The organism is Streptomyces sp. NPDC042638 (assembly GCF_040647235.1).
Classification (GTDB): Bacteria; Actinomycetota; Actinomycetes; order Streptomycetales; family Streptomycetaceae; genus Streptomyces; species Streptomyces rameus.
The window spans coordinates 98,595-118,300 of the sequence record NZ_JBEZBT010000020.1 but is presented as its reverse complement, the minus strand read 5'-3'; the positions used below and the strand labels follow the sequence as shown (position 1 = coordinate 118,300).

General features: G+C 70.9%; 18 protein-coding genes and 1 riboswitch. Of the genes, 4 read left to right on the top strand and 14 right to left on the bottom strand.

What is annotated here, in order from left to right; translation table 11 throughout:
* Positions 1 to 7: 7 nt before the first annotated feature.
* From AB0B40_RS18680 to cbiE, 5 genes are all read right to left on the bottom strand, one after another.
* The gene (locus tag AB0B40_RS18680) at positions 8 to 1,006 is read right to left on the bottom strand and encodes an ABC transporter substrate-binding protein (protein WP_362264544.1); all 999 of its coding nucleotides are present in this window, start codon (positions 1,004 to 1,006) and stop codon (positions 8 to 10) included.
* Positions 1,007 to 1,014: 8 nt separating this feature from the next.
* Positions 1,015 to 1,782 (bottom strand): ABC transporter ATP-binding protein, encoded by a 768-nt coding sequence (locus AB0B40_RS18675; protein WP_362264543.1) that lies wholly within the window; start codon positions 1,780 to 1,782, stop codon positions 1,015 to 1,017.
* Between the two features lies 1 nt (position 1,783).
* On the bottom strand, positions 1,784 to 2,860 hold the full coding sequence (locus AB0B40_RS18670) for an iron ABC transporter permease (RefSeq protein WP_362264541.1): 1,077 nt from the start codon (positions 2,858 to 2,860) through the stop codon (positions 1,784 to 1,786).
* A gap of 99 nt (positions 2,861 to 2,959) precedes the next feature.
* Positions 2,960 to 3,037: riboswitch (cobalamin riboswitch) on the bottom strand.
* A gap of 41 nt (positions 3,038 to 3,078) precedes the next feature.
* Entirely contained in the window at positions 3,079 to 3,834 is a 756-nt protein-coding gene (gene cobM / locus AB0B40_RS18665; RefSeq protein WP_345055965.1) for a precorrin-4 C(11)-methyltransferase, read from the bottom strand.
* Entirely contained in the window at positions 3,831 to 5,093 is a 1,263-nt protein-coding gene (gene cbiE / locus AB0B40_RS18660; protein WP_345055963.1) for a precorrin-6y C5,15-methyltransferase (decarboxylating) subunit CbiE, read from the bottom strand. The genes cobM and cbiE overlap by 4 nt, the downstream gene beginning before the upstream one ends.
* Positions 5,094 to 5,349: 256 nt before the next feature.
* Here cbiE and AB0B40_RS18655 point away from each other — a divergent pair, with 256 nt between their 5' ends.
* A complete protein-coding gene (locus AB0B40_RS18655) occupies positions 5,350 to 8,031 on the top strand; it encodes a SpoIIE family protein phosphatase (RefSeq protein ID WP_362264538.1) in 2,682 nt (893 codons plus the stop codon).
* A 25-nt stretch (positions 8,032 to 8,056) separates the two neighbouring features.
* On the opposite strand, the gene AB0B40_RS18650 is transcribed toward AB0B40_RS18655, so the two are convergent.
* The 4 genes from AB0B40_RS18650 to AB0B40_RS18635 form a co-directional block, all read right to left on the bottom strand.
* Complete coding sequence (locus tag AB0B40_RS18650) at positions 8,057 to 8,836, bottom strand: alpha/beta hydrolase (protein ID WP_362264536.1); 780 nt, start codon at positions 8,834 to 8,836, stop codon at positions 8,057 to 8,059.
* A gap of 249 nt (positions 8,837 to 9,085) precedes the next feature.
* Positions 9,086 to 10,336, bottom strand: a complete 1,251-nt coding sequence (gene fmdA / locus AB0B40_RS18645) for a formamidase (RefSeq protein ID WP_345055957.1) — start codon at positions 10,334 to 10,336, stop codon at positions 9,086 to 9,088.
* A gap of 28 nt (positions 10,337 to 10,364) precedes the next feature.
* Positions 10,365 to 11,009, bottom strand: a complete 645-nt coding sequence (locus AB0B40_RS18640) for an AmiS/UreI family transporter (protein ID WP_362264533.1) — start codon at positions 11,007 to 11,009, stop codon at positions 10,365 to 10,367.
* Positions 11,010 to 11,097: 88 nt separating this feature from the next.
* Positions 11,098 to 11,376, bottom strand: a complete 279-nt coding sequence (locus AB0B40_RS18635; RefSeq protein WP_362264531.1) for an FmdB family zinc ribbon protein — start codon at positions 11,374 to 11,376, stop codon at positions 11,098 to 11,100.
* A 289-nt stretch (positions 11,377 to 11,665) separates the two neighbouring features.
* Here AB0B40_RS18635 and AB0B40_RS18630 point away from each other — a divergent pair, with 289 nt between their 5' ends.
* Positions 11,666 to 12,088, top strand: coding sequence for a hypothetical protein (locus AB0B40_RS18630; RefSeq protein ID WP_345056046.1), 423 nt, complete (start codon positions 11,666 to 11,668; stop codon positions 12,086 to 12,088).
* A 205-nt stretch (positions 12,089 to 12,293) separates the two neighbouring features.
* Here AB0B40_RS18630 and AB0B40_RS18625 read toward each other — a convergent pair whose 3' ends face one another.
* Genes AB0B40_RS18625 through AB0B40_RS18615 form a run of 3 tightly spaced genes read right to left on the bottom strand, consistent with a single transcriptional unit; the run spans position 12,294 to position 16,081 of the window.
* Entirely contained in the window at positions 12,294 to 14,522 is a 2,229-nt protein-coding gene (locus AB0B40_RS18625) for a xanthine dehydrogenase family protein molybdopterin-binding subunit (protein ID WP_345055953.1), read from the bottom strand.
* Positions 14,523 to 14,531: 9 nt separating this feature from the next.
* Positions 14,532 to 15,515 carry a xanthine dehydrogenase family protein subunit M gene (locus AB0B40_RS18620; protein ID WP_345055951.1) on the bottom strand — a complete coding sequence of 328 codons (984 nt, stop codon included), beginning with the start codon at positions 15,513 to 15,515 and terminating at the stop codon, positions 14,532 to 14,534.
* Positions 15,512 to 16,081 carry a 2Fe-2S iron-sulfur cluster-binding protein gene (locus tag AB0B40_RS18615; RefSeq protein WP_345055949.1) on the bottom strand — a complete coding sequence of 190 codons (570 nt, stop codon included), beginning with the start codon at positions 16,079 to 16,081 and terminating at the stop codon, positions 15,512 to 15,514. Before AB0B40_RS18615 ends, AB0B40_RS18620 begins: the two co-directional genes overlap by 4 nt.
* A 530-nt stretch (positions 16,082 to 16,611) precedes the next feature.
* On the opposite strand from AB0B40_RS18615, the gene AB0B40_RS18610 reads away from it, so the two are divergent.
* The gene (locus tag AB0B40_RS18610; protein WP_362264528.1) at positions 16,612 to 17,196 is read left to right on the top strand and encodes a helix-turn-helix domain-containing protein; all 585 of its coding nucleotides are present in this window, start codon (positions 16,612 to 16,614) and stop codon (positions 17,194 to 17,196) included.
* A gap of 86 nt (positions 17,197 to 17,282) precedes the next feature.
* The gene (locus tag AB0B40_RS18605; RefSeq protein ID WP_345055945.1) at positions 17,283 to 18,263 is read left to right on the top strand and encodes a zinc-binding dehydrogenase; all 981 of its coding nucleotides are present in this window, start codon (positions 17,283 to 17,285) and stop codon (positions 18,261 to 18,263) included.
* A gap of 219 nt (positions 18,264 to 18,482) precedes the next feature.
* Here the strand turns inward: AB0B40_RS18605 and AB0B40_RS18600 are convergent, their stop codons facing one another.
* A complete protein-coding gene (locus AB0B40_RS18600; protein WP_345055943.1) occupies positions 18,483 to 18,971 on the bottom strand; it encodes a GNAT family N-acetyltransferase in 489 nt (162 codons plus the stop codon).
* Positions 18,972 to 19,087: 116 nt separating this feature from the next.
* A complete protein-coding gene (locus AB0B40_RS18595; protein WP_345055941.1) occupies positions 19,088 to 19,678 on the bottom strand; it encodes a hypothetical protein in 591 nt (196 codons plus the stop codon).
* Between the last annotated feature and the right edge of the window lie 28 nt (positions 19,679 to 19,706).

Genomic DNA, 19,706 nt, shown 5'->3' with positions numbered 1-19,706 from the left:
CTCTTCGTCACCGGCCTGTCGGCACCGTCCTCAGGTAGGCGCCGAGCCGGGCGATCGCCGACGGGTTGCGGGGGCTCTCGACCAGGTCGCCGTAGTCGAGGGTGACGATCCGCCGGTGCTTGACGGCGGAGACGCCGCGCAAGGGGGCGTAGGAGAGGAGGAACTTCTTCTTCTGCTCGGCGCCGACGTCTCCGTAGTCGCAGATGACGATGACGTCCGGGTCGCGCTCGACGACGCTCTCCCAGCCGACGGTGGTCCAGGAGTCGGCCACGTCGTGCATGACGTTGACGCCGCCGGCCTCGGTGATGATCTGCTCCGGTGCGGCATAGCGGCCGGAGGTGAAGGGGGTGTCCTGGCCGCTGTCGTAGAGGAAGACCGAGGGACGGTCGGCGCCCTTCGGTGCCTTCGCCCGCACGTCGGCGATCTGCTTCCTGAAGCGGGCGATCAGCGCCGCCGCCCGCTTCTCGACGCCGAACAGCCGCCCGAGGTTGGTGAGGTCGGCGTACAGGGCGTCCAGGGGCGGCATGATGCCCCGCGAGGACTTCGTGCGGCCGTTGTGGCAGGACTCGGTGAGGACGTACGAGGGGATGCCGAGCTTGTCGAGCGCGTCGGGGGTGAAGCCGGCGTCCTCGCGGAAGCCGTAGTTCCAGCCGGCGAAGACGAGGTCGGCGTGGGCGTCGAAAACGTTCTCCTTGGTGAGTTGGTCCTTCGACAGCCACTTCACCCTGTCGTAGCCCTTTTTCCACGGCACCGCGCTCAGGTCGCCCTTGTCGTCGGGCATGGCGAAGCCGGCCATGCGGTCCTCCAGACCGAGGGCGAACATCAGCTCGGTGATGCCGACGTCGTTGGTGACGGCCCGCCGGGGGACCTTGTCGTACGTCACCTGGCGACCGCAGTTGGTGAGGGTGATCGCCGCGGACTTGGCGTCCCCGGACGACTCGACCGTGGCACCGCAGCCGGTGGCGGTCGCGGCGAGACAGAGGGCTGCGGCGAGAACCTTGCGCATGGGCGTCCTTAAGGGGTGGGCGGGAGCAGGTCGAACAGGAGCTGGACGGCGTCGGTCCCGGGGTGCCGTACGGGATGGGCGCGGACGCCGAACACCTCGGCGAGGAGCGCGGGCCGCAGGACGTCCCCGGGCGGCCCGGAGGCGACGATCCGGCCCCCGTCGATGACGTGGAGGACGTCGCAGTGGGCGGCGGCCAGGTTGAGGTCGTGCAGCGCGGCCAGCACGGTGGGACCGCTGCCGCGGACCAGCGAGAGGATGTCCAGCTGGTGGGCGACGTCCAGGTGGTTGGTGGGTTCGTCGAGGACCAGTACCCGGGGCTGCTGGGCGAGGGCGCGGGCGACGAGGACCCGCTGCTTCTCACCGCCGGACAGGCTCAGGAACCCTCGGTCGGCGAGGTGGGCGACGCCCGTGCGGGCCATCGCCCGGGCGCAGATGTCCCGGTCCGAGGCGGCCGTACGGTTGCGGTGCGGCAGCCGCCCCATGGCGACCACCTCGGCCACGGTGAAGTCGAACTCGGCCGATGACTCCTGCGGCAGCGCCGCCAGCGCACGGGCGGCGGCCCGTGGGTCCATGGCGTGCAGGTCGTCGCCGTCCAGCCGGATCGCTCCGCCCGACGGCCGCAGCGCCCGGTACACACTGCGCAGCAGCGTGGACTTGCCGCTGCCGTTGGGGCCGACCAGCCCGACGAACGAACCGCTGCCGACGGCGAACCGGACGTCCTCGACCAGCCGGACGCCCGAGGCCTCGATCGTGACGTCGTCGATGTCAAGTCGCATGTCAGCGTCCTCCGAACGCGTAGCCGCCGCGCCGCATCAGCAGCAGGAAGGCGGGGACCCCGACCACCGCGGTGATCACGCCGACCGGCAGTTCGGCCGGGGCGAGCAGCAGCCGGGACAGGATGTCCGCCCACACGAGCAGTACCGCTCCGGCGAGCGGGGCCACCGCCAGCACGCGCCGGTGGTCGGCACCGACCAGCATGCGTACGACGTGCGGCACCATCAGCCCGACGAACCCGATGGCCCCGCTGACCGCGACGACGGTCCCGGTCACGGCCGCGGTGACCAGGAAGAGTTCCCGGCGCAGCCGGGCGGGCCGGACGCCGAGGGCGGCCGAGGTCTCGTCCCCCATGGCGAGCGCGTTGAGCGGCTCGGCGCGCCACCGCAGCCAGGCCCATCCGGCCGCCACGGTGACCGCGGCGAGCGGTACCTGCGCCCAGGTCGCGCCCCCGAGGCTGCCGAGCAGCCACATCATGGCGGACCGGGCCGCCTCGCCGCGGGCCGCGCCGAAGACCATCACCGTGGTGACGGCCTCGAAGCCGTACGCCAGTGCCGTGCCGGTGAGGACCAGCCGCAGCGGGGTCAGTCCGCGGGGCGAGGCGGCGACGGCGTACACCAGCGCCATGGCGGCGAGGGCCGAGGCGAACGCCGACAACGACAGGGCCCACACCCCGAGCCCCGCGAACGCCCCCAGCAGGATGACGGCGTTGGCGCCCACCGCCGCGCCGGAGGAGACGCCGAGGACGAACGGGTCGGCCAGTGCGTTGCGGACCATCGCCTGCACGGCCACGCCGACCGCCGCGAGTCCGGCCCCGACGACGGCGCCGAGCAGGACCCGTGGCAGCCGGATCTCCCAGACGATGGTGTACGAGGCCGCGTCGCGGGCGTGCACGGTCCCGCCGGTGAGCCCGGCCCACAGCAGGCGCGACGCCTCGGCCCAGCCGATCCCGGCGGCTCCGAGTCCGACGCCGCACAGGAGCGACAGCAGGAGCAGCAGCCCCAGGACGAGGCTGAGCGGCAGCACGGGTATCCGGCTGGGGGCCGTACTTCGGCGCACGGTAGGGGCCGTCCTTCGCATGGGCCGCCTGCTGGACGGCGACCAGGAGACAGCCGAAGGGCCGTGCGGTCCCCTCTCGCAGTCCACGGCGAGCAGTCAACGGGCAGGCTTCCCCTGGGCGATCGGGCTCGCGCGACGGACCACAGGGCCGCCGCGCACACCGTTGCGGGTCAGCGCCGGACTCTCACCGGACTTCTCCCACGGGAAGCGTGTGGAGCCTAACAAACGGCCCCCCGGGTTCACGGTCGGCAGGAATGCCGCTCCCGTTCCGGCGAGTACAGGTGGCTGTCGCGGAACTGCTCCGCGCCCAGCGTCCTCCCCACCATGATCACCGCGGTGCGCAGCACGCCGGCGTCCTTCACCTTCCGGGCGATCTCGTCCAGGGTGCCGCGGATGATCAGCTCGTCCGGGCGGGAGGCGTAGGCGACGACGGCGGCGGGGCAGTCGGCACCGTAGTGCGGCAGGAGTTCACCGACCACGCGGTCCACGTACCGGGCGGCCAGGTGCAGCACGATCAGTGCACCGCTGCGGCCGAGGGTGGCCAGATCCTCGCCCTCGGGCATGGCGGTGGCGCGGTGGGCGACGCGGGTGAGGATGACGGTCTGACCGACGGTCGGCACGGTCAGCTCCCGCTTCAGGGCAGCGGCGGCGGCGGCGAAGGCGGGGACGCCGGGGACCACCTCGTACGGCACTCCGGCCGCGTCCAGCCGCCGCATCTGCTCGGCGACCGCGCTGAACACGGACGGGTCACCGGAATGCAGCCGGGCGACGTCGTGGCCCTCCTCGTGGGCGCGGACCAGCTCGGCCGTGATCTCGTCCAGGTTCAGCTGGGCGGTGTCCACCAGCCTTGCGTCCGGGGGGCATTCGGCCAGCAGTTCGCGCGGGACGAGACTGCCCGCGTACAGGCAGACCCGGCAGGCGGCGAGCGTCCGGGCGCCGCGCACCGTGATCAGGTCGGCGGCGCCGGGTCCGGCGCCGATGAAGAACACGGTCATCTGTCTGCTCCTGGAGAGGGGTTGGCGGTCTTCTCTGCGGACCACTGGGTGACCGGCATGGCCTGGCGCCAGCCGGTGAAGCCGCCCACGGGTACGGCGTGCGCCACCGCGAGCCGCACCAGCTCGCCGCCGTACCGGCGACGGGCACCGGCGAGCAGCGCCTCGGACTCCAGCGTCACGGTGTTCGCGACCAGCCGTCCGCCGAGGGGCAACGCCGCCCAGCAGGCGTCGAGCAGACCGGGTGCCGTGAGCCCTCCGCCGACGAACACGGCGTGCGGGGCCGGGAGTTCGGCCAGGGCCGCGGGAGCGGCTCCGGTGACGACCCTGAGCCCGGGCACACCGAGGCGTTCGGCGTTGCGGGTGATGCGATCGGCGCGCACCGGGTCGCGCTCGACGGTGACGGCCCGGCAGGAGGGGTGGGTGCGCATCCACTCGATGCCGATGGAGCCGGAGCCGCCGCCGATGTCCCACAGCAGTTCGCCGGGTGCGGGGGCGAGTGCGCCGAGTGTGGCGGCCCGGATGTGCTTCTTGGTGAGCTGGCCGTCGTGCTCGTACGCCTCGTCCGGCAGTCCCGGTACGGCGCCGAGTCGCGGGGCGTCCGGTGCGCGGTGGCATTCGACGGCCACGATGTTGAGCGGATCGGCGGGCGCATGGTCCTGCGGCCACTCGTCGGCGGTGGTTTCGGCGGTCGTACGTTCCCGGGCGCCGCCGAGCTGTTCCAGGACCCGGACGCGGCTCGGTCCGAAGCCGCGGTCCCTGAGGAGGGCTGCGACCTCGCCGGGCGTGGCGGCACCGGCGCTGAGCACGAGGAGACGCCGGCCGTCGTGCAGGGCTGCGGCGAGGCGGGCGGCGGGGCGGCCGACGAGCGTGACGACCTCCACGTCCTCCAGCGGCCAGCCGAGGCGGGCGGCGGCGTAGGAGACCGAGGACGGGTGCGGCAGGACGCGCAGGGCCTCGGCCTCCTCGGCGAGGGCGCGTCCGATGCCGTAGAACATCGGGTCGCCGCTGGCGAGTACGGCGATGCGGCGGGCGGCGTGGGCGGCGAGCAGCCGGGGGACGGCGGGGCGCAGGGGCGAGGGCCAGGTGACGCGCTCTCCGGCGCATTCGGGCGGCAGCAGGTCGAGCTGGCGCGGTCCTCCGACGAGGACCTCGGCCTCGCGCAGCTCCGTCCGGGAGGACTCGGGGAGGCCCTGCCATCCGTCGGCCCCGATCCCGACGACGGTGACGGGGAACGGCGGTACGGGACGAGCGGGGGTCACTGCGCGATACCTCGGAGATCAGGTCAGGTCAGGGGGCGACAGGGACGCACTCTACTGGGCGGTCACCCGCGCATCCGAGCCCGGGTTCTCATCCGGCCCCGCGCTTACTGCACACTATTCGCAATAACTTATCAACCGCAGGAAGGGGCGAGCGTGGGCTCTCCGCTCGTACTCGGGATCGAGTCGTCGTGCGACGAGGCCGGTGCGGGCCCGAACGGGCTAGGTAGTTTTGGGCGGTTATGGGAACTTGTGAGTCATGGGTAGCCCCAGTCCGCCCGGGGCGCCGTCGCGGCGGTTGCCTGCGGAGCCACGGAGTGTGACGACGGCTCGGAGGTTCGTGCGATCGGCGCTGAACGGTGTGGCACCGGACCTGGTGGACACCGCCGAACTGCTGACCAGCGAGCTGGTGACCAACGCGGTGGTGCACGCGCGCACCGAAGTGGAGGTACGGGTCTGGTCGCACGAGGGGCGGGTGCACCTGAGGGTCAGTGACGGCCGGCCCGACCGGGGGGTGGTCCCGCGCGAGCGCCGGTCCTATGCCAGTACCGGACGGGGCCTCGGCCTGGTCGAGGAGCTGGCCTCCAGCCACGGCGCCCACGTCGGGGAGGGCCGTAAGACGGTCTGGTTCGAACTGTGGCCGGACCTCCCCGCGCCGCCGACGTCCGCGTGGGAGCCTGTCCCGCCGTGCAGCCGGACCTCGACCGTGACACTGACCGACGTGCCGTACGTGGTGTTCCGCGCGGCACAGCAGCACGGTGACGCGGTGCTGCGTGAGCTGCTGCTGGCCGCCTCCGCCACCGAGGACCGTACCGGTGCCCACCGTACCGATGTCGACCGTACCGGTGTGCCGATGCGGGATCTGCTCGTCGCGCACGACGTGGCCCATGTGATCAGCGCATGCCTGACCGCCGCCGTGGAGGAGGCCGCCCCGGGCAGTGCCACGCTCACCCTGGCCGTGGCTTTCCCCGCAGACGCGGCACCGGCCGTGGACACCTTGCGACGGGTCCTCGAACAGGGCGACAGGGCGGCCCGGCTCGGTTTGCTCCTCACCCTCCCCACTCCCCCGCACATCCGGGCCTTCCACCACTGGGTCCTGGACCAGCTGGTCACCCAGCTCTCCGGAGGCGCGCCGACCGCGTGGACGCTACTGCCCGGCATGCCGGCGAGCACCTCCATCGAACTGACGCCCTGGGACGCCGGAGATGTCGAGGCCAGCAGCGTCCCGACCGTCGCGGCCGACGACGGCGGCCGGATCATCGCGGCCAACGCCGCCGTGGCGGAACTGCTGGGGTGGCAGATCGGCGAGCTGATCGGACGGCCGCTGACGGTGCTGATCCCCGAGCACCTGCGGGAGCGCCATGTAGCGGGATTCACCTCCCTGCTGCTCACCGGCCGCTCACGCATCATGGGCCGCGCCATCCCCCTGCCCGCGCTGCACCACGACGGCCGGCTGGTCCCTGTGCGCCTGCACGTCCAGGCTCAGGAGGCGGTGGACGGCCGTACCGTGCGGGTCGCCCAGTTCGCCCCGAGAGCGACGGCTCCCGACGAGGGCCGGCCGGCGGCACGGCCCGAGCCGGGGCCGCCCCTGGATGTGCCTGCCGGCGTGAGAACGGCGCAGCGGCCGGCCGGTGAGGAGACGGCGCGGACACTGGAGCGGCTGTCCCTGCTGGCCGACACCGCCAGCACCTTGACCAGCACACTGGACCTGCACGAGGCGTTGCGCAGGGTGTGCCAGGTCCTCACCCGACGGCTGGCCGACTGGTGCGTGGTGGATCTGCTCGGCGACCAGGGGGACGTCGAGCGGGTCTGCGTCGTCCACCGCGATCCCGGGGCGCTGCGCGAAGGGGTGGATCTCGGCCGGCTGCCGCCGGTGTCGGAGACCGCGCGGGGGCCGCTGGCCCGGGTGCTGCACGGCGCGGGGCCGCTGCTGATCACCGACGTCCCTCCGCCGGACCAGGCCGAGAGCGCCCTGGACGCCCGGCAGCTGGAGCTGTTCGCCCGCCTGGGCGCGGGCAGCGCGATCATGGCTCCGCTGCGGGCGCACCGGGAAGTACTCGGCGCCCTGATCGTCGTACGCACCGGTGACGAGCGTCCGTTCACCGAGGAGGACGTGCTCCTCGTCGCCGACCTGGTCCGGGGCATCGCGCTGGGTGTGGACAACGCCCGCCTGCACGAGCACACCCGCACCACGGCGGAGCACCTCCAGCGCTCCCTGCTGCCCCGGCTCCCGCACGTCGAATCCCTGCAGATGGCCGCCCGGTACGCCCCGTCCAGCACGACCACGCAGGTGGGCGGTGACTGGTACGACGCCTTCGTCCTGCCCAGTGGCGACACGGCGCTGGTCATCGGCGACGTGTCCGGGCACGATCTGAGCGCGGCCGTGGCCATGAGCCAGCTGCGCAACATGCTGCGGGGCATCGCTGTCGACTGCCGGGAGCCCCCCGCGGAAGTGCTCCGCCGCCTGGACACGGCGAGCATCACCCTCACCCCACAGGCCACCGCCACCTGCGTGTACGCCTTGATCAGGGGGCCCCGGGAGGGCTCGCGGGACGGCTCGTGGGAGTTGCACCACTCCTCGGCCGGACACCTCCCGATGCTGCTGACGACCCCGGACGGCGACACCCGCTACCTGGACTCCGCCCCGGGGCTGCTGATCGGGGTGGACGCCGCTCTGCCCCGGTCCACGGCCTGCGACCGGATCTCGCCCGGCGCGACGCTGCTGATGTTCACCGACGGCCTCATCGAGCGCCGGGGGGAGTCCCTCGGCGACGCCATGGCCCGGCTGCGCCGCCACACCGCCGCCCTGGCCCGGGCCCCTCTCGACGTCTTCTGCGACGAACTGATCCTCGGACTCGGCGCGGGCAGCACCGACGACATCGCCCTGCTCGCCCTGCGCCCCTTCCCGGCGCCCGCGCAGACAGCAGGCACCCCTCGGTGAGGGGTGCCGTGCACGCGACGGGGGATCAGCTGTTCGCCGTGGCCTGCAGAATGACTCTGCCGATGACTTCCGGGTGTGTCACGAGGGACAGGTGGCCCGCGGCGACCTCGGTGGTCGTGGCGTTCATCCGCTTGGCCATGAAGCGCTCCAGCTCGGGGTTGATGGTGCGGTCGTCCTTCGAGACCACGTACCAGGACGGCTTCTCGTGCCAGGCCGCGACGCTCGTGGTGGGCGGGGCGGTCGAGAGCGGCCCCTGGGCCGCGTAGAGCTCAAGGGCCTGCTTCCGGGGGACGCCGTTCGCGATGTCCCGCAGGAACGCCGCCCGGCTCAGGAACTTGAAGCCGTTCTTGGTGATGAGGTCCGAGTTGACCGGTGGCGTGGGGAACCGCGCGGAGAGCGCGGTGAAGTCCTCGCCGGCTTCCGGGGCGCGGGCGGCGACGTAGACGAGTCCGGTGATCTTCGGGGAGAGCCCGGCCTGGGAGATGACGGTGCCGCCGTAGGAGTGTGCGACCAGTACCGTGGGGCCGTCCTGCCGGGCCAGTGCGAAGTCGGTGGCGGCGACATCGTCCGCGAGGGACGTCAGCGGGTTCTGCACCGCGATGACGTTCAGTCCCGCCGCTTGAAGGAACGGGATGACCTGCGCCCAGGAAGAGCCGTCCGCGTAGGCACCGTGGACGAGTACGACATTGCGTACCGCGGCTCGACGGCCGCGGGTTGCCGCCCGCGCTGCCGGAGCGCCCGAAAGCGTGGCGGCCGCCGCTCCGGCGCCGAGGAACGAGAACTGCCGACGACTGATCACCATCATGAGCGCCCCCTACGTGCACGCACGTTCCTGGCTCTTGTCCGGCTCGATCCCTGTCCGATCCATGGGAGAGGCAGGAGTCGGATGGGCATACGGGACGGTTACGGACGCCGCGGCTGAGGCGCGCTCGCGGCGGGGTCCGCCCGGCCACGGTGCCCGCGTGGCCGGGTCAGGGGCGCTCGTCGCAGTGCCCCTGACCCGGTCCGCCTTCGTGGCCCTGAACAGATCCGCCTTCGCGGTCCTCGGTGCCGGTCAGGCCGTGGAGACCGCGCACTTGCCGCGGTCGGCCCTCATGGGGCCGGCATCGCTCGGCCGGACCTCGAAGTCGAAGATCGAGGTGGGGATGTACAACGAGCAGCAGGCGTTGGGGATGTCGACGATGCCGCTGATACGCCCCTCTATCGGGGCGGAGCCGATCAGCAGGTAGGCCTGCTCACCGCTGTAGCCGAACTTCTTGAAGTACTCGACGGCGTTGAGGCAGGCCCTGCGGTACGCCAGCGTCGCGTCCAGGTAGTAGTTCGTGTCGGTGTCGTGGTCGACGGAGATCCCGATGAACGTGAGGAACTCCGTGTACCTCGGCTCGACGTTGCCCGGCAGGAACACCGGGTTGGTGGAGATGCCGTACGTCTCCATGCCGCCCTTGATCAGGTCGACGTGGAAGTCGATGAAGCCGCCCATCTCGATCGCGCCGCAGAAGGTGATCTCCCCGTCGCCCTGGCTGAAGTGCAGGTCGCCGCCGGAGAGTTTGGCGTCCTTGACGTGTACGGGATAGAAGACCCGTGAGCCCCGGGTGAAGTTCTTGATGTCGTGGTTGCCCCCGTTCTCACGGGCCGGCACCGTGCGGGCGCCTTCCTCGGCGATGTGCCGTGCGAGGTCCCCGGTGGCCGTGCCGGCCAGCGCGTTGCTGGCGTCCGGCGGCACGGCGAGCGGCGGGACCCGGTTCGCGTCGGTCTCGATCAGCGCCTTCTCCCGGGCGTTCCAGCGGGCGAGCAGCTCGGCCGAGGGGGCGGTTCCGAAGAGCCCGGGGTGGGTGATTCCGGTGAACCGGATGCCGGGGAGGTGACGGGAGACGGCCTGCTGGCCGTGGAAGTTCCATATCGCCTTGTAGGCGTCCGGGAAGTAGTCGGTCAGGAACCCTCCGCCGTTGGCCTTGGCGAAGATGCCGGTGTAGCCCCAGCCCTGGCCCGCCGCGTCGCCGGTCTGCTGGGGCACGGGGCCGAGGTCGAGGATGTCGACGACGAGCAGGTCTCCCGGCTCGGCGCCCTCCACTCCGATCGGGCCGCTGAGCATGTGGGGGATGGTCAGGTCGATGTCCCGTACGTCGTTGGCGGAGTCGTTGTCGCCTATCTGGCAGTCGGTCCAGTCACGGCACTCCACGCGGAACTCCGACCCCGGCTTCACCATGACAGCCGTGGGGATGTCCGGGTGCCACCTGTTGTGTCCGGGTACGTCCTGATCGCGCATGGACTTGTTCTGGTCCACTTTGAAGATCACTTCAGGCATGACAGCTTCCTCGTTGATTCTGATCCGGTCACGTGGATGCGGCCGGGCCGGCCGTAGGGGTGGTCGGGGTGGCGGTGACTCGGTCCCGCGATGCCCGGGTGAGCGGCCACAGCGCCCCGAACACCACGACGGCGAAGGCGCCCAGTGCGATGGCGGTCTCGTCGGGGTGTTTCCAGTAACCGGAGAGCAGCAGACCGGCGGGTATCACGCCGGTGACCCAGCCTTCGATCGCTGTCACCCAGCCGACGTAGGGGCGGAGCCTGTCCATCCTGAGGCCGAGCAGCAGGAAGAACAGGAACCACAGGAATGCCCAGTAGAGCCAGATGGCTCCGAACGGGTAGTCCTTCAAAAGGTGGAAATTGGCGAACGAATACCCAAGGGCGGCGACTGCCACGAAGAGCGAGTAATAGCCGACCCCATCGCTCTCGATGCCGGTGAGGAGGCAGATACCCACGTAAAGGTAGGTGAATCCGAAAAGATAGATTCCGGATGCCGCCAGGATCTTTATGGGGTCGTTGTCGGCGGTGAAGATGAGGTACGTCGGCGTGATCACCTGGAGTACACCGACGAAGAGGTTGAACACCGCTCCCGAGCGGGCGTCGACCTTGTAGAGGAGGACCAGCCCGTTCATGAAGAGCACCGCACCGACGAAGAGCAATCCCGCGTTTGCCACCGGGACGCACCTCCTTAAGTCAGCGTGGGGAGGACGCCCGTGTTCGGATGTCGACGCACGAGACGATCCGCTGTGCCGACCACCGCCCTCAAAGACGCGGCAACCGGGAGAGCGCTGGGTGCGGTTGCCGGGGCGCCGTCCTGCCGGGCGGCACCTCGGAGACCACGTCCGGGGCCTCACAGGACCGCTCCTCCCGCGTGTGGAGGGCAGCGGCCGCGGCCGAGGTCCGCGCAAGGCCGGGGACGGAGTACACACGCCTCGCGGCGGCCGCGCAGACCGGGCAGTCCCAGGCGTCGGGTGCCGTACCGATCGGCAACTTCACGTCGAAGGACCCGCAGCGACCGCATCGATATTCATACGTTGCCATCAGCGGCCTCCGCCATTTTCTTCGTCCCTTCCAGGAGACGTCTGGAAAATCTCCATGTCAAGTGGATGAAGGTCACCGAAGATCGCACCCGCGGCCCACCGCATGCCACTGAACGGACTGAACGACTCACCCCCTGTGAGCCGATTCACCCCGAAACCACTGGACGGGCACATCCGAACCCTTTAGCGTCCTTAATGGTTTGATTTTTCTTATGCGCACGCACCGGCGCCGCGCATACTGTCCTGCACATGACCGAGGTGTACGCCGGAAAGGTGGATCAGTGAGCAGCATGGACGCCGTATGGGTTCGAGGCGTGACTGGCATCCAGATGCATCACGTGACCGACCTTCAAGATGCCGGGCGGTTTCTGGGCAACGCCGCGATGGCGCTGCGGGCCGCACACGTGAGGACCGGTACCGACCACTACTCCGACGTCGCCGCCGAGCTCAAGGGTCTGGCGGAGCGCGTGCGGAAGCTGGAGGACGAGGCGCGGTCGAAGATGCACGACCTGCACTCCACCGATCCCGACCGGTTCGCCCGCTGCCGGGACGGCCACGAGCCGTGGCCCGGCGAGATCCCCGCGGGGTTCATTCCGCGCCACACCTGCCAGGACAAGTGTCTCTACCACGACTTCGACGTCCTGGACGCCCTCATGCAGTGCACCTGCGGCCGGCCGCCGTGCCAGGCGTGCGAGATCGGCGGCAAGCTCTGAGCCTTCCCTCCAGGCTCGGCCGGAGAGACGTGTGAAGAATGACGGGAGTCCAGGGCGGTGAGGCCGTCCTCGACCGGTCATCGAGGCGGCCTCCGGCCAGAGAGCGCGCAGTCCGCACTGAACGCTTTCGCACACGGCCTCCGGAACCTCCGCTCTCCCGGCGGCCCGGCGGGACCGGCATCGCCGCCACGGGCGCGTCAGGGAATCAGGACTCCAGCAGTGGCAGACCGGGCAGCACCTTCTCGATGGTGACGGGGAAGTCGCGCACGCGCACGCCGGTGGCGTTGAACACCGCGTTCGCGACCGCCGCGCCGGCCCCGCAGATTCCCAGCTCACCGACGCCCTTCGCGCCGAGGACGTTGGCCTTGTCGTCGAACCCGTCAAGGACGACGGCGTCGACGTCGGGGACGTCGGCGTGGACCGGCACCAGGTACTGCGCGAAATCGTGGTTGACGAAGGCGCCGGATCGCGGGTCGACGACGGCCTCTTCCTCGAGAGCCGCGCCGAGACCCCAGATCATGCCGCCGATCAGCTGCGAGCGGGTCGTCTTCGGGTTGAACACACGGCCCACCGAGAACACGCCGAGCATCCGCCTCAGGCGGATCTCGGCGGTGTCCGCGTCGACCCCCACTTCGGCGAAGTGGGCCCCGTAGGTGTTGATCGAGTAGGCCGTGTAGTTCGGGTCGTCGCCCATGAAGCGGGTCGCGCCCTCCGCCTCCACCCCTTCGGGACGGTTGCGTGCGACGATCTCGCTCACCGCCTCGGACGCGCCGCCGATACCCACGTTGCCTTCGGAGAACACGGCGTCTGCCGGGTCGAGGCCGTGCAGCGGAGAGCGCGTGTCGGCGACCGCCGCGCCCAGCACCTTTTCGCGCAGGGCCTGGCACGCCCGATCGACCGCGGTGCACGAGTTGGTGGCGCCCCACGAGCCCCCGGACCCCCAGCTGGCGGGAAAGTCCGACCGCCCCAGCTCGATCCGCACCCGGTCGGGCGAGAGCCCGAGGCCGTCGGCCGCGACCTGGGTCAGGATGGTGTAGGTACCGGTGCCGAGATCGGTCATGTCCGTCTGGACGACGGCGGTGCCGTCCGCCTCCCACCGCACGCGCACCGCGGTCGGCCCCTGGAAGTGCCCTCGGATGGCGGCCGACATGCCGTAGCCGACCAGCCATCGCCCGTCGCGCACGCTCGCCGGGGCGGCGGGGCGGCGCTCCCAGCCGAACCGGCGCGCACCTTCGCGCAGACACTCGACCAGGTGGCGGTCGCTGTACGGGACGTCCCTCTCGGGATCGACGGTGGGCTCGTTGCGGATCCGCAGCTCGACCGGGTCCATACCGAGCGCGTGCGCCAGCTCGTCCATCGCCGACTCGACCGCCAGCATGCCCGGCGCCTCGCCCGGTGCGCGGACGTCCGTCCCGCGCGGCAGGTCGAGCGGCGCGAGCCGGTGGCTGGTCAGCCGGTGGGGTGCCGCGTAGAGGCTGCGGGTCGTGGCGGCGGTCTGCTCGGCGTACTCCACGTCGGGGTTGGTGTGCATGGTGACGTCATGGGCGATCGCGGCCAGCCGTCCGTCCCGCCCCGCGCCCAGCCGGACCCGCTGGCTGGATGTGGGGCGCATGCCGACGAGCTGGAAGATCTGCTGCCGGGTCATCGCGATCTTGACCGGTTTACGCAAGGCGCGAGCGGCGAGCGCCGCCAGGATCGTCTCGGAGTGGATGCCCAGCTTGGACCCGAATCCCCCGCCGACGAAGGGGGTGACGATGTGCACCCGCGCCGGGTCGATCCCCAGCGTGGCGGCGATCGACGCCCGCGCCGCATCGACGATCTGGCAGCTGACGTAGACGACCAGGCCATCGTCACGCGGTTCCACCAGACACGCGTGCGGTTCCATCGGCATCGAGAACTCGTACGGTGTCGTGTAGTACTGGTCGATCCTGACGTCCGCGCTGTCGAACCCGGCATCGAAGTCGCCCACCGCGGTGTCGGTGGGGAGACCGGCGTTGACCACCTTCGGGATGTACACCTCGTCGTCCTGGTCGTCGAAGGCGAAACGCCCCCGCCCGGTGGCGTATTCGACGTCGACGAGATCGGCCGCCGCACGGGCCTGTTCGAGGGCGGTGGCGACGACGAGTGCCACCGGCTCGCCGTAATGGTGGATGTCGGGGCCGGTCAACACCGGCTGGGCACGCCAGTACTCGAACGGAATGGACTCGTCGCGAGCGCCTTGCGCCGGGGCATTGAGATGGGTCATCACCATGTACACGCCGGGCGCGTGTTCGGCGCTCTCCGTGTCGATCCGGGTGATGCGGCCCTTGCCGATCGTCGCGCCGACGATGAAACCGTAGAGCGGCTGGCCGGCCTCCCACTGCTCGTAGGCATAGGTGGCCCGGCCGGCGACTTTCAACGGGCCGTCGACGCGGTTCAGAGCTTGCCCGATCATGCCGCCTCCTCAGCTTGCCCGGGCCACTTGCGCCAGCGTCCGGCACAGCGTGCGCTTGGCCAGCTCGATCTTGAAGTCGTTGTGCCCCTGCCCGACCGCGTCGCCCAACGCCGCCTCGGCCGCGGCGCGATAGGTGGCCATCGTGGCCGGACGGCCGGTCAACGCGGCCTCCGCCTCGACGGACCGCCACGGCTTGTGCGCGACACCGCCGAACGCCACCCGCGCCTCACCGATCGTCCCCTGGTCGGTCGAGACGACAGCCGCCACGGAGACCAGCGCGAACTCGTACGACGCCCGGTCACGCACCTTGCGGTACTTCTGCCGGCCCGGCGGGGGCGCGGGCAGGAGGACGCTCGTGATCATCTCGCCGGGCCGCAGCACGGTCTCGATGTGCGGGGTGTCGCCCGGCAGCCGGTAGAAGTCCGTGATGGCGACGCGGCGTACCGCCTGATCGGCGTCGAGCAGCTCGATCTCCGCTCCCAGCGCGGTCATCGCGACAGCCATGTCCGAGGGGTGGGTGGCGATGCAGGAGTCGCTGGCGCCGAGGATCGCGTGTATCCGGTTGAACCCGCCGATCGCGGAGCATCCGGACCCGGGATCCCGCTTGTTGCAGCCCGCGGCGGTGTCGTAGAAGTAGGGGCAGCGGGTGCGCTGCAACAGGTTTCCGCCGGTGGACGCCTTGTTGCGCAGCTGTCCGGAGGCGCCGGCCACCAGGGCCTCCGCCAGCACCGGATAGCGGGTGCGCACCCGGGCGTCGGCGGCCACGTCGGAGTTCGCCGCCTGGGCGCCGATGAGCAGTCCGCCGTCCGGGAGCTCCTCGATGTCCCGCAACGGAAGCCGGCTGATGTCGACCAGATGGCTGGGCTGCTCGATGTCGAGCTTCATCAGGTCGAGCAGATTGGTGCCGCCGCTGATGAACTTCGCGCCGGCCCGGGACACCGCGGTGACGGCGGTCCGAGCGTCCGCCGCCCGCTCGTAGGTGAACGGCTTCATCCCAGGCCTCCGTGCGCGGTGTTGCGGATGGCCGCGACGATGTTCGGATAGGCGGCGCACCGGCAGATGTTGCCGCTCATCCGCTCGCGGATCTCCTCGTCGGTGAGCGCGACCTGCGGCGCGGACACGTCAGCCGTGGCGTGACTGGGCCAGCCCGCCTCCACCTCGGCGAGCATGCCGACGGCCGAACAGATCTGGCCGGGCGTGCAGTAACCGCACTGGAAGCCGTCGCTCTCGACGAAGGCGCGTTGCATGGGGTGCAGGGCACCGGGATCGCCCAGGCCTTCGATCGTCACGATCTCGTCGTCCTCGTGCATGACGGCGAGCGTCAGGCAGGAGTTGACCCGCCGGCCGTTGATCAGCACGGTGCACGCTCCGCACTGCCCGTGGTCACACCCCTTCTTGGTGCCGCTCAGGCGCAAGTGTTCGCGCAGTGCGTCGAGCAGCGAGGTCCGCGGATCCACCTCCAGCTGTCGCACCTGGTCGTTGACGTTCAGCCTGATCGTCGAAAGTCCGGCCGCCTCGCCCTGGCTCCGCCCCATGGCGCCCATATCCGAATCGCTCATCACGGCCCGCCTTCTTGTCCGGGTGCGGGTTCCAGCTGGAAATGCGTCGCCGCTTCCGGGCGCGCCCCTCCCCTCAGCGTCTCGCGAAAGCCGTCGCCCCGCGCGTCGGAAAGCCGTCGTCCCGGACGCGTCGGACGGAGGGCGCCGGGCTGCAGCGGGGTCCTCGGTGTCGGTCATCGCGCGGCCTGGCGCGTCACCGCGCATGTGGAGGCCCGTGTGATGGCGGTGGTGGCCGAGGCGGCCGACTCCGCCACCCTCCGCTCTCGCCGAACCCGGCGGCATGGCCGGCCGAGGGGGCGCCCCGTCCCGGCCGGGGATCGTGCCCGCGGACGATCGAGCTGATGGAGGGCGCGATCATGGATGGCCGGGCTGCCGGCCCGGGGGGCTCCGCCGTCTTCGCCGCCGCCTTTTCGCCCTTGTCCGAGCCCTGCTGGTGGGCGGGCGGGCCCCGGCCGGCCCCCTGGCGGGCCTTCGGCTCGCCGCTGTCCTGCGGGGTTGTTCTTGAATGAACACTCATATACGTTTGCCTCATGCCCAGACCTCGAGAGTTCGAGCCCGACACCGTCCTGAACGCGGCCATGCTGCGGTTCTGGGAGCGCGGGTACCGGGCGACCTCCATCGAGGATCTGGTGAAGGCGACCGGGGTGAAGCCCGGCAGCCTCTACAGCGCCTTCCCCGGCGGTAAGCGTGCGCTGTTCCTCAAGTCGCTGGAGCGTTACTCCAAGCTGGTCGTCCCCGAGAAGTTGGGCGAGTTGGAGGCTCCGGGCGCGTCGGTCGCCGAGATCCGCGGTTACTTCGACGGGCTGGTGCGCGATCTGCTCAGCCCGGAGGGCCGGCAAGGCTGCCTGCTCGTCAACACGGCGATCGAGAAGGCCGCCGAGGACGACGAGGCGGCGGCCGTCGTACGCGGCCACCTGGCCCGGCTCGAACGGTGCATGACCCACGCGCTGGAGAACGCGACCCGTAGGGGTCAGGTGCGCGCCTCGCTGGACTGCACCGGCAGCGCCAAGCTGCTGGTCGCGACCTGCCAGGGGCTGATGGTGGTCGGAAAGGCGAATCCGGACGAGACGCTCCTGCGGGCGATCGTCGACAACGCCTTCGCCGCTCTCGGCTGACGGCCGCCCACACGGGTCACCGTACGAGGTGGCCCTCTTTTTTCGGCCCCAATAGTTGAATACATGCTCAAGAATGGAGTCACGGTATGAAGGCCATCGTCATTTCCGCCCACGGCGGCCCCGAGGTGCTCACCCTCACCCACCTGCCCGACCCGGTGCCCGTCCACGGCGAAGTGCTGATCCGGGTCAGGGCGTTCGGCCTCAACCACGCCGAGGCGTACATGCGTGGCGGAGCCTGGGGCGAGGTTGCGGCCGTCACCGGCATCGAGTGCGCCGGGGTGGTCGAGGCCGACCCGTCCGGCGAACTCCCCGTCGGGACACGGGTGGTGGCGATCCTCGGCGGCATGGGCCGGACCCGCAACGGCAGCTACGCGGAACTGGTGACCGTGCCGGCGACCAATGTGGTGGCCGTGCACTCGTCGCTGGACTGGGCAGACCTGGCCGCGGTTCCCGAGGTGTACGCGACGGCGTGGAGCGGCCTGTTCGGGAATCTGGACCTGCGGACGGGCGAGACGATCGTGGTGCGGGGAGCGACATCCTCACTCGGCCAGGCCGCCGTCAACCTCGCGGTCGACCTCGGTGCGACCGTGCTCGCCACGACCCGCAACCCTGCACACGTACCACTGCTGAAGGAGCTCGGAGCCGCGGACGTGCTCATCGACGACGGCGCGCTCGCCGCCCAGATCGGGGAGCGGGAGGTCAGCGTCGACGCGGTGTTCGACGTCGTCGGCAACAGCGTCCTGCGCGACTCGCTGGCCCTGGTCCGGCCCCGTGGCCGGGTGTGCCAGCTCGGCTTCCTGGGCGGCTTCGACCCGGTGCGGGACTTCGACCCGATCGCCGATCTCCCCAGCGGGGTCCGGCTCAGCTTCTTCGGCAGCGCCTTCGTCCTGGGCACCCCCGCATTCCCGCTCACCGACGTGCCGTGGGACGAGATCTACGCCAAGGTCGAAGCCGGTGCCCTCCGGGCCCGTCCCACCCGGACCTTCCGGTTCGACGAGATCGTCGAAGCCCACCGGGTCATGGAGGCCGGAGCAGCCCTCGGCAAGATGGTCGTCACTCTCGGCTGAGCCCCCGGACCGGCCCCACTGCGGTGGGCACGTCGGGGATGGAATCCGTGGCCCTTCGGATGATCGCGCAGGACGAGCCGGTCCTCGCAGGCACACACGGAGCGTACGGCGTCCAGCGGCTCCTGCCGGCCACCATCGCAGACGCAGCCGGTGCACCATACAGGCGGAGCCGGTGCACCATGCAGGCTGTGCCGGCCCCCTGTGGACCGGCACACCGCGTCATCCCGAAGGAATGCGAAACTCGAACTCGGGACGGTCCCACGGCACGGCGGGCGGGTTCGCCGGCGCGGTCCCGGTCCTCACCGCACCGGCGCGGTGGTAGAAACCCTCGGCGGGAACGTGCGACACGACCTTGACACGGTCGAGCCCGGCGGCACGGGCCTCGGACTGCATGTGCGCGACGAGCAGCCGCCCAATCCCCCGCCCCTGCACTTCGTCCGCGACGAACAGCAGGTCCAGCTCCGGTGGAGCGAGGACGAGCGAGTAGAACCCGAGGACCCGGCCTCCATGCTCGTCGGCGCCGACGGCTACGAAGGTGCGATGGGCCTCGATGTAATCAGGACCGACCCGGTAGCCCGCGACTGCGGCCGCGTACTGGCCCTCGTAGGCGCCCGAGCCACGCACGAGCCGTGTGAGCCGTTTGGCATCCCGCGCGACGGCCCTCCGTATCGTGACCGGCTGCCTGACCGGGGAAGTGCGTGAACTCATCGGGAGAGTATTTCGCACCGGGGAGTGCCTTCGTGCGGCGGGTCGGCCGCTCGGGCAGGCGCTCCCGCGGGATCGCCGACGGTTCCTGTACTTCCGTGCTGTACCGGGCGCGGCTGTCAGGGCTGGTAGACCTTCACCCAGCCTTCGAGCATGTGCCGGCGGGTGTCTTCGGGGTTCTTGCGCGAGTCGCAGAGCGCCTGGGAGCCGGACCACAGGTACAGCTCCTGCCGGTACACCACCTGCACGCCGGGAAGCTGCACACGCGCCTGACGCGCCCGTTCCAGGACGACGGCCAGTGACTCCTGGTCGGCGGCGACCAGGGACAGCACGAGATGCACCTGGCCCGTGCCGAAGGGCGGCTCCCAGTGCGCGGGCGCACTCTCACCGGTGTCACCCAGGAGCCCGGCCCGCGCCGCCATGCCCTGCCGGAACTCCTCGGGGAAGCTGCTCAGGGAGGCCGGCGGCACCTGAAGCGCTTCGAGCCCCCGGTACGTCACCGCGACGTTGAGGAGCGCCGGCAGGGGCGGCTGCCACCAGTTCGCAGCGGAGTCGACCAGTCCGGCCAGGCGCCCCATCAGCTCACGTCCGCTGCCGGGATCGTCCACCCGGAGCAGGATGTACGTGCCGACGTACGGCGACGGCCGGGAGCGCAGCACGATGCCCTGGATCTCGTCCAGCTCCAGCGGTGGGGCTTCAGTCGCTGTCATGTCGTCCTTCCGGTCAGGTATCGGCCGA

Coding starts and splice junctions, on each gene's coding strand:
- AB0B40_RS18630 (WP_345056046.1), top strand. CDS start 11,666: ATGGACGCCGTATGGGTTCGAGGCGTGACTGGCATCCAGATGCATCAC.
- AB0B40_RS18615 (WP_345055949.1), bottom strand. CDS start 16,081: ATGAGCGATTCGGATATGGGCGCCATGGGGCGGAGCCAGGGCGAGGCG.
- AB0B40_RS18635 (WP_362264531.1), bottom strand. CDS start 11,376: ATGGCAACGTATGAATATCGATGCGGTCGCTGCGGGTCCTTCGACGTG.
- AB0B40_RS18600 (WP_345055943.1), bottom strand. CDS start 18,971: ATGAGTTCACGCACTTCCCCGGTCAGGCAGCCGGTCACGATACGGAGG.
- AB0B40_RS18610 (WP_362264528.1), top strand. CDS start 16,612: ATGCCCAGACCTCGAGAGTTCGAGCCCGACACCGTCCTGAACGCGGCC.
- AB0B40_RS18670 (WP_362264541.1), bottom strand. CDS start 2,860: ATGCGAAGGACGGCCCCTACCGTGCGCCGAAGTACGGCCCCCAGCCGG.
- AB0B40_RS18625 (WP_345055953.1), bottom strand. CDS start 14,522: ATGATCGGGCAAGCTCTGAACCGCGTCGACGGCCCGTTGAAAGTCGCC.
- cobM (WP_345055965.1), bottom strand. CDS start 3,834: ATGACCGTGTTCTTCATCGGCGCCGGACCCGGCGCCGCCGACCTGATC.
- AB0B40_RS18655 (WP_362264538.1), top strand. CDS start 5,350: ATGGGTAGCCCCAGTCCGCCCGGGGCGCCGTCGCGGCGGTTGCCTGCG.
- fmdA (WP_345055957.1), bottom strand. CDS start 10,336: ATGCCTGAAGTGATCTTCAAAGTGGACCAGAACAAGTCCATGCGCGAT.
- AB0B40_RS18675 (WP_362264543.1), bottom strand. CDS start 1,782: ATGCGACTTGACATCGACGACGTCACGATCGAGGCCTCGGGCGTCCGG.
- AB0B40_RS18680 (WP_362264544.1), bottom strand. CDS start 1,006: ATGCGCAAGGTTCTCGCCGCAGCCCTCTGTCTCGCCGCGACCGCCACC.
- AB0B40_RS18605 (WP_345055945.1), top strand. CDS start 17,283: ATGAAGGCCATCGTCATTTCCGCCCACGGCGGCCCCGAGGTGCTCACC.
- AB0B40_RS18650 (WP_362264536.1), bottom strand. CDS start 8,836: ATGATGGTGATCAGTCGTCGGCAGTTCTCGTTCCTCGGCGCCGGAGCG.
- AB0B40_RS18620 (WP_345055951.1), bottom strand. CDS start 15,515: ATGAAGCCGTTCACCTACGAGCGGGCGGCGGACGCTCGGACCGCCGTC.
- AB0B40_RS18595 (WP_345055941.1), bottom strand. CDS start 19,678: ATGACAGCGACTGAAGCCCCACCGCTGGAGCTGGACGAGATCCAGGGC.